The organism is Enterobacter sp. LU1 (assembly GCF_008271405.2).
In the GTDB taxonomy this organism is placed as follows: Bacteria; Pseudomonadota; Gammaproteobacteria; order Enterobacterales; family Enterobacteriaceae; genus Enterobacter; species Enterobacter hormaechei_C.
Map to the genome: position 1 here is coordinate 4,510,253 of NZ_CP043438.2, position 13,162 is coordinate 4,523,414.

13 protein-coding genes are annotated in these 13,162 nt (G+C 58.8%); 8 read left to right on the forward strand and 5 right to left on the reverse strand.

Annotated features, from left to right (window positions below):
- Window positions 1–25: 25 nt before the first annotated feature.
- Together yiiM and sodA are read right to left on the reverse strand one after the other, a co-directional pair.
- The gene (gene yiiM, locus FZF21_RS21550) at window positions 26–709 is read right to left on the reverse strand and encodes a 6-hydroxyaminopurine reductase (protein WP_149121148.1); all 684 of its coding nucleotides are present in this window, start codon (window positions 707–709) and stop codon (window positions 26–28) included.
- 66 nt (window positions 710–775) lie between these two features.
- A complete protein-coding gene (sodA, locus tag FZF21_RS21555) occupies window positions 776–1,396 on the reverse strand; it encodes a superoxide dismutase [Mn] (protein ID WP_003861999.1) in 621 nt (206 codons plus the stop codon).
- A 288-nt stretch (window positions 1,397–1,684) separates the two neighbouring features.
- Between sodA and rhaT the strand changes: the two genes are divergently transcribed.
- A complete protein-coding gene (gene rhaT / locus FZF21_RS21560) occupies window positions 1,685–2,719 on the forward strand; it encodes an L-rhamnose/proton symporter RhaT (RefSeq protein ID WP_015569935.1) in 1,035 nt (344 codons plus the stop codon).
- On the opposite strand, the gene rhaR is transcribed toward rhaT, so the two are convergent.
- The 3 genes from rhaR to FZF21_RS22325 form a co-directional block, all read right to left on the reverse strand.
- Entirely contained in the window at window positions 2,720–3,568 is an 849-nt protein-coding gene (gene rhaR / locus FZF21_RS21565; RefSeq protein WP_017382695.1) for an HTH-type transcriptional activator RhaR, read from the reverse strand.
- Window positions 3,569–3,641: 73 nt separating this feature from the next.
- Complete coding sequence (rhaS, locus tag FZF21_RS21570; RefSeq protein WP_015569934.1) at window positions 3,642–4,478, reverse strand: HTH-type transcriptional activator RhaS; 837 nt, start codon at window positions 4,476–4,478, stop codon at window positions 3,642–3,644.
- 60 nt (window positions 4,479–4,538) lie between these two features.
- Window positions 4,539–4,643, reverse strand: coding sequence for an ABC transporter ATP-binding protein (locus FZF21_RS22325; RefSeq protein WP_099975469.1), 105 nt, complete (start codon window positions 4,641–4,643; stop codon window positions 4,539–4,541).
- A gap of 136 nt (window positions 4,644–4,779) precedes the next feature.
- Between FZF21_RS22325 and rhaB the strand changes: the two genes are divergently transcribed.
- The 7 genes from rhaB to FZF21_RS21605 all read left to right on the forward strand — a co-directional run bounded on the left by rhaB (window position 4,780) and on the right by FZF21_RS21605 (window position 13,109).
- On the forward strand, window positions 4,780–6,249 hold the full coding sequence (rhaB, locus tag FZF21_RS21575) for a rhamnulokinase (protein WP_149121147.1): 1,470 nt from the start codon (window positions 4,780–4,782) through the stop codon (window positions 6,247–6,249).
- Window positions 6,246–7,505: an L-rhamnose isomerase gene (gene rhaA / locus FZF21_RS21580; RefSeq protein ID WP_017382693.1), complete on the forward strand. Its 1,260-nt coding sequence runs from the start codon at window positions 6,246–6,248 to the stop codon at window positions 7,503–7,505. The genes rhaB and rhaA overlap by 4 nt, the downstream gene beginning before the upstream one ends.
- A gap of 96 nt (window positions 7,506–7,601) precedes the next feature.
- Window positions 7,602–8,432: a rhamnulose-1-phosphate aldolase gene (gene rhaD, locus FZF21_RS21585; RefSeq protein WP_015569930.1), complete on the forward strand. Its 831-nt coding sequence runs from the start codon at window positions 7,602–7,604 to the stop codon at window positions 8,430–8,432.
- Window positions 8,433–8,514: 82 nt separating this feature from the next.
- Complete coding sequence (gene rhaS / locus FZF21_RS21590) at window positions 8,515–9,501, forward strand: rhamnose ABC transporter substrate-binding protein (protein ID WP_015569929.1); 987 nt, start codon at window positions 8,515–8,517, stop codon at window positions 9,499–9,501.
- A 99-nt stretch (window positions 9,502–9,600) separates the two neighbouring features.
- Window positions 9,601–11,103, forward strand: coding sequence for a sugar ABC transporter ATP-binding protein (locus FZF21_RS21595; RefSeq protein ID WP_128772125.1), 1,503 nt, complete (start codon window positions 9,601–9,603; stop codon window positions 11,101–11,103).
- Window positions 11,104–12,108, forward strand: coding sequence for an ABC transporter permease (locus FZF21_RS21600; protein WP_149121146.1), 1,005 nt, complete (start codon window positions 11,104–11,106; stop codon window positions 12,106–12,108). It abuts the gene before it with no gap.
- A complete protein-coding gene (locus FZF21_RS21605; protein WP_015569926.1) occupies window positions 12,105–13,109 on the forward strand; it encodes an ABC transporter permease in 1,005 nt (334 codons plus the stop codon). The genes FZF21_RS21600 and FZF21_RS21605 overlap by 4 nt, the downstream gene beginning before the upstream one ends.
- Window positions 13,110–13,162 lie beyond the last annotated feature (53 nt).

Consider the following 13,162-nt stretch of genomic DNA (forward strand, 5'->3'; position numbering starts at 1 on the left):
GGCTTCGCCTTACCCGGCCTACTTTCTACGGAACCTCTTTCCCCCACAATCTCCGCGAACTGCTCTCGATCTTGCCGCTTAACCGCCGCTTCTGCATCGTTCTGGTCCAGCTGGTGGATAATCCCGCCGCTGACAGCAGGCGGTGATACTGCTCGTCATCAAACGGCATATGCCAGGCAATTGCGCAGGCCTCGTATACCGACACCTCACTCAAGCGCGAAGCCAGCTCCAGCGGCGCATCCGCCGAAACCTGTCCCGCCTGCACAATGCGATACAGCCAGCCGGTTTTACCCGCGTTTTGCAGCTGGGCCGACATATCCTGAATGCCGAAATGGTAATTAAGCTTAAAGCACGGTGAGCGCGGCTGGGTGACCTGAATCAAAGCATCGCCCCAGCGGTAAATATCGCCGATAAAGACGTTCTTCTCCGTCAGCCCCTCCGTTGAGAGATTTTCGCCAAACGCGGGGGCGACGAAGAGGTCCGCCTGTTCAGGAAATTCGGCTTTCCAGTGCTGATAGTGCTCGCGCGGATAGTGGCACAGCACGCGATCAGGCCCGCCGTGGATTTTCTTTTCAGCCTGCTGGTCACCCGCAAGCCCGAGATCGGTCAACGTCAGCTCACCGTCGACCTGCACTTTGGCGATGGCGCTCGGGCGGCTGCCTTCGTACTCCCTTACCTTGCCTGTAAACACATTCACCGGGTAATGCATCTCCACTCCTTCAGATACAAAAAAAGCGAGTCATCAGACTCGCTTCTCACAGGCGTCAATGCAACCTTATTTTTTAGCGGCGAAACGCGCTGCTGCTTCGTCCCAGTTCACTACATCCCAGAAGGCTTTGATGTAGTCAGGGCGACGGTTCTGGAACTTCAGGTAGTAAGCGTGTTCCCACACGTCCAGACCCAGAATTGGGAAGCCGGATGCGCCAGAGATAGCTTCACCCATCAGCGGGGAGTCCTGGTTAGCGGTAGAAACGACCGCCAGTTTGTCACCTTTCAGGACCAGCCACGCCCAGCCAGAGCCGAAACGGGTTGCAGCGGCTTTTTCGAATTCCGCTTTGAAGTTGTCAACGGAACCGAAGTCACGCTCGATAGCCGCTTTCAGGTCGCCCTGAAGGGTGGTGCCGGTTTTCAGGCCTTTCCAGAACAGGCTGTGGTTAGCGTGACCGCCCGCGTTGTTGCGCAGCACGGTTTTCTTGTCTGCCGGCAGCTGGTCCAGTTTGGTGATCAGCTCTTCAACAGGCAGATTAGCGAACTCTGGCAGGCTTTCCAGCGCAGCATTCGCGTTGTTCACATAGGTCTGGTGGTGTTTAGTGTGATGGATTTCCATCGTCTGCTTGTCGAAATGCGGTTCCAGTGCGTCGTAGGCATACGGCAGGGATGGCAGTGTATAACTCATAATCCTCTCCATTATTGTCGGGCGGCACAGCTGTTAATGCCGCGTAAGCAGTTGGTTCATTATAGTTAATTAAATGATATTGAAAATGATTATCAATGCCGTAGTTTTTATAAGGTTATTAGATTTTTGATAAATGACAAAATTGTGAGTCTGCTCACGTGCTTAACGTGCTGATTGCCATCCTGAACAAAAGTGCGGCAACCTTCTGAAGGTTCCCAAACCGCCTCATTTTTACACTCATCAAGTCGGCGGGAAGCCTCCGGCTATAAAAACGATGAGGATGTAAAAATGAATCATGCGATTACGATGGGTATTTTCTGGCATTTGATAGGCGCGGCCAGTGCAGCCTGTTTCTATGCCCCGTTTAAAAAGGTGAAAGGCTGGTCATGGGAAACCATGTGGTCCGTTGGCGGCACCGTGTCCTGGCTGATTTTGCCATGGACAATCAGCGCCATGCTGCTGCCCGATTTCTGGGGCTACTTCTCCTCCTTCAACGCCTCCACCCTGCTGCCGGTATTCCTGTTTGGCGCGATGTGGGGCATCGGTAATATCAACTACGGCCTCACCATGCGCTACCTAGGCATGTCGATGGGGATTGGCATCGCGATTGGCATTACGCTGATTGTTGGCACCCTGATGACGCCAATCCTCAACGGCCACTTCGACGTGCTGATCAACACTCAGGGCGGGCGAATGACGCTGCTGGGCGTGCTGGTGGCGGTGATCGGCGTGGGCATCGTCACCCGCGCAGGCCAGCTGAAAGAACGCAAGATGGGCATCAAAGCCGAAGAGTTCAACCTGAAGAAAGGGCTGCTGCTGGCGGTGATGTGCGGCGTATTCTCGGCGGGCATGTCGTTCGCCATGAACGCCGCCAAACCGATGCACGACGCCGCTGCGGCGCTGGGCGTCGATCCGCTGTACGTTGCCCTGCCAAGCTACGTGGTGATCATGGGCGGCGGCGCGCTGGTAAACCTCGGCTTCTGCTTCATTCGTCTGGCAAAAGTGAAGAACCTGTCGGTAAAAGCCGACTTCTCGCTGGCAAAACCGCTGATCGTCACCAACGTCCTGCTCTCCGCCCTCGGCGGTCTGATGTGGTATCTGCAATTCTTCTTCTACGCCTGGGGTCACGCCAGTATTCCGGCGCAGTATGACTACATGAGCTGGATGCTGCACATGAGCTTCTACGTGCTGTGCGGCGGGCTGGTTGGGCTGGTGCTGAAAGAGTGGAACAACGCCGGGCGTCGTCCGGTTGGCGTGCTGAGCCTGGGCTGTGTGGTGATTATCATTGCGGCCAATATCGTCGGCCTCGGCATGGCGAACTGATTACGCTGCCTTTCGACTGCGATGACGCCACTGAACCGGCGTCATCCCCACCTCACGGTTAAACACCACCGAAAAGTAGTTACTGTCCTCAAAGCCGCAGCGCATCGCCACTTCACTCACCATCAGCTCCGTATGCTGTAACAGGTACTGGGCGTGGCAGATGCGCAGCTGGCGCAGATAGTGGTTGACCGTCATCCCCGTCTGGGTGCGGAACTGCTGACGCAGCGCGCGCTCGCTGCACTGCTCCTGCTCGCAGAATTTTTCCAGCACGAAACTCTTGTTCAGACTGCCCGCAAGCCGGGTGATGAGCTTATCCAGCAGCGCTTCCTGTGTGGTAGCAGAGGGATTATCCGTAGCGTAACGATGCCGCTTCAGGGTCATCACCAGCTGGGCAAAAAGCAGCTCCGACATCTGGTTTGCCACCGGATCGCTCTTCTGGCTCTCCTGCTCCAGCTGGGAAATCGTCTGGCGCACCTGAGCCATGCCGTTGCTGCTTAAGCGCCAGTGCGGTTCGCCTCTGGCATCATGAAAACCGGGGATATTGCCCGCCCAGTCGACATTCAGTTTAAGTCTGTCGGGGCAGTAGATGACGTTCTGCAACACCAGATCGTTAACCGAGGCGTAGGAGTGTTTGTCTTCAGCGCGGATGTAGAACAGGTCTCCGCGCGTGATGCGGTAGGGGCGGTCGTTGAGGACGTGCAGGCCGTTGCCTCGCCATACCAGCACCAGCTCGCAAAACTCGTGGGTGTGCTCGGCAAAGACGTTTTGCGGGTAGCGGTCGGCCACCGCGACGGCCTGACTCGCGGAGGCAAAAAAATCATCTTTGCGAAGAATGAGCTGAGCAGCCACACCACAACCTCTACGGCGAATAACCGGACATTATTAGCCTTTTTGCAGCAAAAAAACGGTGACTGCCCTCGCGTTACTGAAGCAACGCGTCTTTCCCCTGACGAATATCGCGCGGCGACCAGTTAAACTCCCGGCGAAAAAGCGTCGAAAAGTGGTTACTGTCGCCGAATCCGCAGCGATAGGCGATATCGGTGACGCTTTCGTCGGTATGACGTAAAAGGTGCCGCGCTTTGATCAGGCGCAGACGGTTGAGGTAGCGCTGCGGCGTCAGCCCGGTATGCTGCTTGAGCTGACGATGCAGCGTGCGCAGCGAGAGCGAAAAGTCATCCGCCAGCGTTTCCCAGCAGACATCTTCGGCAAAATGATCTTCCAGCCAGGCCATCAGCTGATTCAGGCGCGCGTCGTTATTTTCCAGCCCTTCCACCAGGCTGCTGCGCCGCAGCAGCACCAGCAGCTGCATAAACAGCAGCTCGCGGGTAGCAATGGCGTGCGTCTCCTGTCCATCCTCGCTCTGCTCCATCTGGCTCACCAGCTGACGCACCTGCTGCAACGTGGACTGATTCACCCGCCAGTGCGAGGGGTAGTGACCGTCCTTCTCCTGCGGCAACAGCTGATTCAGCCCGGAGAGAAACTGGAACGCATCCGGAGAACGATAGAGCACATTGGTCAGGCAAAGGTTGTCGGTATGTTCATACAGGTGCCTGTCGTGATCGCGCACGAAGCACACCGTACCGCCGCTGATGGTATACGGCTGACCGTTAAACACGTGGATGCCCGTTCCGTGCTCAACAATCACAATTTCATGAAAATCATGATGATGCTCCGGGAACGCAGCCTGAGGCAGCCGTGGCTCAATCGCGACCGGCGAAGCCCCCGAAGGAAAAAAATCGACGCTGTGCAGTACGGTCATAACGGCCCCCACCAATGAGAAAAGTTCTCAAAATAGTAATTAAGGCCTTCCACGCTCACCTTAAATTTTTGACAGCAAACCGCGCAAAAGCTGTCGGTTTTTCAAGAAACAGACGGAAAGATCAGGAAATGCGGTCAGCGTCACACTGCCTGCAAACCCCGCCATTACTGGAAACTGTGAACTCCCTCACGTTCATCTTTGCTTTCTTGCCAGCGCGAGATTTGGGCTGTCAGTGGCGAGAAGGTGGCTATTTCTTCCCTTTCTTACACTCCTCGCTAATGACTTAAGAAAGGACCCGACCATGACTTTTCGCCATTGTGTGGCTGTCGATTTAGGCGCATCCAGCGGCCGTGTAATGCTCGCCACCTGGGACTGCGACCTGCACACCCTTACGCTTCGCGAAATGCACCGTTTCGCCAATTGTCTGCAAAAACAGGACGGTTTTGTTACCTGGGATATCGACGCCCTGGAAGCAGAGATCCGCACCGGACTTCACAACGTCTGCGAAGACGGTATTCGCATCGACAGTATCGGCATTGATACCTGGGGTGTGGATTACGTACTGCTGGACAGTCACGGCGAACGCGTCGGCCTGCCCGTCTCCTACCGCGACAGCCGCACCGATGGGCTAATGGCGCACGCCATCGCCCAGCTTGGCAAGGAGAACATCTATGGTCGCAGCGGCATTCAGTTTCTGCCGTTTAACACGCTGTATCAGCTGCGCGCGCTGGTTGAGCAACAGCCAGAGCTGGTCGAAAAGGTGGCGCATGCGCTGCTGATCCCGGACTACTTAAGCTACCGTCTGACCGGCAACATGAACTGGGAATACACCAACGCCACCACCACGCAGCTGGTTAACATCAACACCGATAACTGGGATGAACATCTGCTGGCCTGGACGGGCGCCTCGCCGTCCTGGTTCGGCGCGCCAACCCATCCGGGCAATGTGATCGGCCACTGGCTTTGCCCGCAGGGGAATGAAATCCCTGTTGTCGCCGTCGCCAGTCACGACACCGCGAGCGCGGTCATTGCCTCGCCGCTCGCCGGCAAAGACGCGGCGTACCTCTCTTCCGGCACCTGGTCGCTGATGGGCTTTGAGAGCAAAACACCCTACACCAGCGATGCCGCACTGGCGGCGAACATCACTAACGAAGGTGGCGCCGAAGGGCGCTACCGGGTGCTGAAGAACATCATGGGCCTGTGGCTGCTCCAGCGGGTGCTGAAAGAGCAGAACATCACCGACCTGCCCGCGCTTATCGCGGAAACCGAAACGCTGAAGGCCTGCACCTTCCTGATTAACCCGAACGACGACCGCTTTATCAATCCGGCGCACATGAGCGCCGAAATCCAGGCCGCCTGCGTCGAGGCCGGGCAGCCGGTGCCGTCCAGCCCGGCCGAGCTGGCGCGCTGCATTTTTGACAGTCTCGCCCTGCTCTATGCCGACATCCTGAGCGAGCTGGCTGACCTTCGCGGCAAACCGTTCACGCAGCTGCATATCGTGGGCGGCGGCTGCCAGAACCAGCTGCTGAACCAGCTCTGCGCGGATGCCTGCGGCATTACCGTGGTGGCAGGTCCGATTGAAGCCTCCACGCTCGGCAATATCGGCATTCAGCTGATGACCCTGGACGAACTTTCAAACGTCGACGATTTCCGTTCGGTGGTGACGGCGAATAACAGCCTGACCACCTTCACCCCCCATCCCTGCCATGAAATTGCCCGCTACCGGGCGCAGTTTCAGCAAAAACGACTGACTAAGGAGCTTTGCGCATGACCACTCAACTTGAACAAGCCTGGGACCTGGCTAAACAGCGTTTCGCCGCCGTCGGCGTGGATGTCGAAGAGGCGCTGCGCCAGCTCGACCGTCTGCCCGTCTCCATGCACTGCTGGCAGGGTGATGACGTTGCTGGCTTCGAGAACCCGGGCGGTTCCCTGACGGGGGGGATTCAGGCCACGGGTAACTATCCGGGCAAAGCGCGCAACGCCACCGAACTGCGTGCGGATCTGGAGCTGGCGCTGAGCCTGATCCCCGGGCCAAAGCGCCTGAATCTGCACGCCATTTATCTCGAATCCGACGAGCCGGTGGCGCGTAATGAAATCAAACCGGAGCACTTTACGAACTGGGTGGCGTGGGCGAAAGCCAACAAGCTGGGCCTGGACTTTAACCCCTCCTGCTTCTCGCACCCGCTGAGCGCGGACGGCTTTACCCTTGCGCACGCCAACGACGAAATCCGCCAGTTCTGGATCGACCATGTCAAAGCCAGCCGCCGCGTTTCTGCGTATTTCGGCGAGCAGCTTGGCACGCCGTCGGTGATGAACATCTGGATCCCGGACGGCATGAAGGACATCACCGTCGACCGACTGGCCCCGCGCCAGCGCCTGCTGGCCGCGCTGGATGAAGCCATCAGCGAGAAGCTGGACCCGGCGCACCACATCGACGCCGTCGAGAGCAAGCTGTTCGGCATTGGCGCCGAGAGCTACACCGTCGGCTCGAACGAGTTCTACATGGGTTATGCCACCAGCCGCCAGACCGCGCTGTGCCTGGATGCCGGCCACTTCCACCCAACCGAGGTGATCTCCGACAAGATCTCCGCCGCCATGCTCTTCGTGCCGCGCCTGCTGCTGCACGTCAGCCGCCCGGTGCGCTGGGACAGCGACCACGTGGTGCTGCTGGATGACGAAACCCAGGCGATTGCCAGCGAAATCATCCGCCACGATCTGTTCGACCGCGTACACATTGGCCTCGACTTCTTCGACGCCTCCATCAACCGCATCGCGGCGTGGGTTATCGGCACCCGCAACATGAAGAAAGCCCTGCTGCGCGCGCTGCTGGAGCCTGTCGCCGCCCTGAAACAGCTGGAAGAAAACGGCGACTACACCGCGCGCCTGGCGCTGCTGGAAGAGCAGAAATCCCTGCCGTGGCAGGCGGTGTGGGAGATGTACTGCCAGCGTCACGATGCGCCTGCGGGCAGCCAGTGGCTGGACAACGTGCGGGCATATGAGAAAGACGTTCTTGCCGCTCGTCAGTAAAAAACATTGCCCGGCGGCGTGTTGCTTGCCGGGCCTACAGGTAAAAGTAGGCCGGGTAAGCAACGCGCCACCCGGCATTTTCAAAGGAAACACAGTATGCAGACCATCACCACCTCCTGGTTCGTCCAGGGCATGATCAAAGCCACCTCCGACGCCTGGCTGAAGGGCTGGGACGAGCGCAACGGCGGCAACCTGACGCTGCGCCTGGACGATGCGGATATCGAACCGTTCGCAGCCGATTTCCACCAGAAGCCGCGCTATATCGCCCTGAGCCAGCCGATGCCGCTGCTCGCCAACACGCCGTTTATCGTCACCGGTTCCGGGAAGTTCTTCCGCAACGTTCAGCTCGACCCGCAGGCCAACCTCGGCGTAGTGAAAGTGGATAGCGACGGCGCGGGCTACCACATTCTGTGGGGGCTGACGGATGAGGCGGTGCCAACCTCTGAGCTGCCGGCGCACTTCCTCTCCCACTGCGAGCGCATCAAGGCGACCAATGGCAAGGACCGCGTGATCATGCACTGCCACGCCACCAACCTGATCGCCCTGACCTACGTGCTGGAAAACAATTCTGATTTCTTCACCCGCAAATTGTGGGAAGGCAGCACCGAGTGTCTGGTGGTGTTCCCGGACGGCGTCGGCATTCTGCCGTGGATGGTGCCGGGCACCGACGAAATCGGCCAGGCAACCGCGACGGACATGCAGAAACATTCACTGGTGCTGTGGCCGTTCCATGGCGTCTTCGGCAGCGGCCCGACGCTGGATGAAACCTTCGGCCTGATCGACACCGCCGAGAAATCCGCGGAAGTGCTGGTGAAGGTCTATTCCATGGGCGGCATGAAGCAGACCATCACCCGGGAAGAACTGATCGCCCTGGGTAAACGCTTTGGCGTCACCCCCATGCAGTCGGCGTTAGATTTGTACCAATAACAACATCGCGCCCCGCTCACCGAGACGGGGCGAAAACCACCTGCTATCCCTACAACTAACTCAAGTCAGTGGAGTAAAAGCAATGAAAATAAAAGCAAGCTTGATCCTCACCGTTGCCGCTCTGGCGTTGTCCGGTTCCGCTTTAGCAGAAGTGAAAATCGCCCTGGTGGCGAAGTCCTTAGGGAATGGATTCTTCGAGGCAGCGAACGTCGGCGCGCAGGAGGCGGCCAAAGAGTTAGGCGATGTAAAAGTGATTTATACCGGCCCGACCACCACCACGGCGGAAGCGCAGATCGAGGTGCTGAACGGGCTGATCGCCCAGGGCGTGGATGCGATCGCGATTTCCGCGAACGATCCGGACGCCGTCGTGCCGGTGCTGAAAAAAGCGATGCAGCGCGGCATCAAGGTTGTGTCGTGGGATTCCGGCGTGGCGAAAGCCGGGCGTCAGATCCACCTCAACCCGTCCAATAACGCCCTGATTGGCGAAACCAACGTCAAGCTCGCCGCCGATGCCCTGAAAGCGCTGAACGTGGAGAAAGGCGATGTGGCGGTGCTGAGCGCCACGCCAACCTCCACCAACCAGAACACCTGGATTGCGGAGATGAAAAAGGTGCTGCCGAAGTACCCGTCCGTCAATCTGGTGACCGTGGCCTACGGGGACGATCTCTCTGACAAGAGCTACCGCGAAGCGGTCGGCCTGCTGAAAACCTACCCGGAGCTGAAAGTGATTGTTTCGCCTTCTTCCGTGGGCATTGTGGCTGCCGCGCAGGCGGTGAAGGACCAGGGCAAGATTGGCAAAGTGTACGTCACCGGTTTAGGCCTGCCGTCTGAGATGGCGGGCGCGGTGAAGTCCGGCGCAAGCAAGAGCTTTGCCATCTGGAACCCGATTGACCTGGGCTATGCCGCAACCTACCTGGCGGATGACCTGGTGAAAGGCAACGCCACGAAAGGCGAGGCCAGCATGGGCAAGCTGGGCAAAGTGAAGCTGGATGCCGACGGCAACGGCGCGATGGCCGAGCCGTTCGTTTACGATGCCAGCAATATTGATAAGTTCTCAAAAATCTTTTGATGTGATTTGTAGGCCGGATAAGCGTAGCGCCATCCGGCAAAAGGCGGGTGGCGCTGCCGCTTACCCGCCCTACAAATTCCCCTGTCCAGGAGAACTATCATGACCCCATTGCTACAGCTTTCTGGCATCACCAGGGTGTTCCCCGGCGTGCGTGCTCTTGAGAACGTGCAGCTTGCGCTGTGGCCCGGCAAAGTGACGGCGCTTATCGGCGAAAACGGCGCGGGCAAGTCGACGCTGGTCAAAGTGATGACCGGCATATACCAGCCCGACGAGGGCGAAATTCTCTACAAGGCGATCCCCGTTCACCTTCCGACGCCGGAGTCGGCGCATAAAATGGGCATCACCGCCATTCACCAGGAAACCGTCCTGTTCGATGAACTCTCGGTCACCGAAAATATCTTTGTCGGTCAGTACCTTCACAAAGGCTTCCTGAAAAAGCTCGACTGGCCGGAAATGCACCGCCGGGCGCAGGCTATTCTCGCCCGCCTTGAGGTGCAAATCGACCCGCGCGCAACGCTGAAAACCCTGAGCATCGCCCAGCGTCACATGGTGGCGATTGCCCGCGCGCTGTCGTTTGAGGCGCAGGTGGTGATCCTCGATGAACCCACGGCGGCGCTGTCACAACATGAAATCCTCGAGTTTTACCAGATTGTGGAGCGCTTAAAGCAGGAGGGAAAAGCCATCCTGTTTATCTCCCACAAGTTCGACGAGATTTTTGAGCTGGCCGATCACTACACCATTTTGCGCGACGGCGTGTTCGTCGGTGCAGGGGCAATAAATGAGATCACCGAGGAGCGGATGGTGTCGATGATGGTCGGGCGCGCCATTACCCAAACCTTCCCGAAAATCGACTGCGAAAAAGGCGAGACGGTGCTGGAGGTGAAAAACCTCTGCCATCCGACCGAGTTTGCGCATATCTCGTTCTCCCTGCGTAAAGGGGAAATCCTCGGCTTTTACGGGCTGGTGGGTGCCGGGCGTACCGAATTGATGCAGGCGCTTTCCGGCGTCACGCGGCCATCGTCCGGGGAAATTATCCTCAATGGCCAGCCCCGGCGCTTCCGCCAGCCTGCGGATGCGATCAAAGCCGGTATCGTCTGCGTGCCGGAAGAAAGGCAGAAACAGGGGGCGATTATCGCCCTGCCGATTGCCCAGAACATCAGCCTGCCTCAGCTCAGCAGGCTCAATCCGAACGGCGTACTGCACGACGACCGCGAATGGAAGCTGGCAGACGAGTACGCCAAACGCCTGCAAGTGAAAGCCTTCAGCTGGAAGCAGGCGGTGGAGACCCTCTCTGGCGGCAACCAGCAAAAGGTGGTGATCGGCAAATGGCTGGCGACGCACCCTGACGTGATCATCCTCGATGAGCCAACAAAAGGCATCGATATCGGCTCAAAGGCAGCCGTGCATCAGTTTATGTCCGAGCTGGTCAGTCAGGGGCTGGCGGTGATTATGGTCTCGTCCGAACTGCCGGAAGTGATGGGCATGGCGGATCGCATTATCGTCATGCACGAGGGGCTGATGGTGGCCGAATACCAGGCGGGAGACGCGACGGCGGAAACCATCGTCAGCGCCGCCAGCGGTGCAAAACAGGAGGCGGCATAAATGCTTAGCTCACTCTTAAAACACCGCGAGGCGCTGCTTGGCGCGGTGATTGTCCTGATGGTCGTCGCCATTGGCAGCCGCGTGCCATCGTTTATCGCACCGGGAAACCTGGTGGAGATGTTTAACGACACCGCCATTCTGATCGTCCTCGCGCTCGGGCAGATGTTGGTGCTGCTCACTAAAGGCATCGACCTGTCGATGGCGGCTAATCTGGCCCTGACCGGGATGATTGTCGCCCTGATTAATTTCCATTACCCGGACGTGCCCGTCTGGGCGCTGCTGATCCTTGCCAGCGCGCTTGGGCTGCTGATGGGCGCAATAAACGGCCTGCTGGTGTGGAAACTGGGCATTCCGGCGATTGTGGTCACGCTCGGCACCATGAGCATCTACCGCGGAATGATCTTTTTGCTCTCCGGCGGCGGCTGGGTGAACTCCAACCAGATGGGTGCAAACTTCCTCGGCCTGCCGCGTGCGTCAGTGCTGGGCCTGCCGGTGCTGAGCTGGTGCGCCATCGCCGTACTGCTGCTGGTGGGCTACTTCCTGCGCTACAGTCGCACCGGACGGGCGCTCTACACCGCCGGCGGGAACGCCACGGCAGCGTACTACACCGGGATCAACGCCGGGAAAATGCAGTTCATCAGCTTCTGCCTTTCCGGTCTGCTGGCCGGGTTCTGCGGCTACCTGTGGATATCACGCTTTGCCGTTGCGTATGTTGACGTCGCTAACGGTTTTGAATTGCAGGTGGTGGCAGCCTGTGTGATTGGCGGGATCAGCACCATGGGCGGCACCGGCCGCGTGCTCGGCTGTCTGTTCGGGGCGCTGTTCCTTGGCGTCATCAACAACGCCCTGCCGGTGATCGGCGTCTCCCCGTTCTGGCAGATGGCGATTTCCGGCTCGGTCATTGTCATCGCTGTGCTGCTGAACGAGCGCGGCAACAAGCGCAAAGGCAGGCTGATCCTGCGCGACGCGGCGCTGGCACGTCAGAAACTGGCGGTGAAACCATGAGCAAAATGATGACATCTGAAGAGTTCAAACCCACTTCTGCGCCGGGCATCTTCCAGCGCCTGCTGTGCTGGGAGGGCTTCCTGCTGGCGGTGACGCTGGCGGTGTTTGTGGTGAACGCGCTCGCCTCGCCCTACTTCCTCAATATCTGGAACCTCTCCGACGCGACGTTCAACTTCACGGAAAAAGCGATCATTGTGTTGCCGATGGCGATGCTGATTATCGCCCGGGAAATTGACCTGTCTGTGGCCTCCACCATCGCGCTCAGCTCCACGGTGATGGGCTTTTGCGCGGCAGCGGGCGTCGATACGCCACTGCTGGTGTGCGTGGGATTAGGCGTCGGGCTACTGTGCGGGCTGTTCAACGGTATTCTGGTGACGCGCTTTAACCTGTCGTCCATCGTCATCACCATCGGCACCATGAGCCTGTACCGCGGGATCACCTACATCCTGCTCGGGGACCAGGCGCTGAACAGCTACCCGGAGAGCTTCGCCTGGTTCGGCCAGGGCTACGTCTGGGGTGCGCTGTCGTTTGAGTTCGCGCTGTTTATCGTGCTGGCCGCTCTGTTTGCCTTTGTGCTGCACCGCACCAATTTTGGCCGCCGCACCTACGCCATCGGCAACAACCCGACCGGCGCGTGGTACTCCGGCATCAACGTGAAGCGCCACAACCTGATCCTGTTTGCGCTGGTAGGACTGATGTCCGGCCTGGCGTCGGTGCTGCTCACCTCGCGTCTGGGCAGTACCCGCCCGACCATCGCGATGGGCTGGGAGCTGGCGGTGGTGACGATGGCGGTGCTCGGCGGCGTCAATATTCTCGGTGGGTCCGGCAGCATGGTGGGCGTGATTATCGCCGCCTTCCTGATGGGGCTGGTGACCTTCGGCCTGAGCCTGCTCAACGTGCCCGGCATTGTGATGTCGGTGATTATCGGCGCGATGCTGATCGTGGTGATTTCGCTGCCGATTATTACCCGCCGGGTGATGCAGCGAAGACGGATCTCATAGCCGGGTGGCACTGCGTTTACCCGGCCTACTTAACAGTAGGCCCGCGCAAGCGC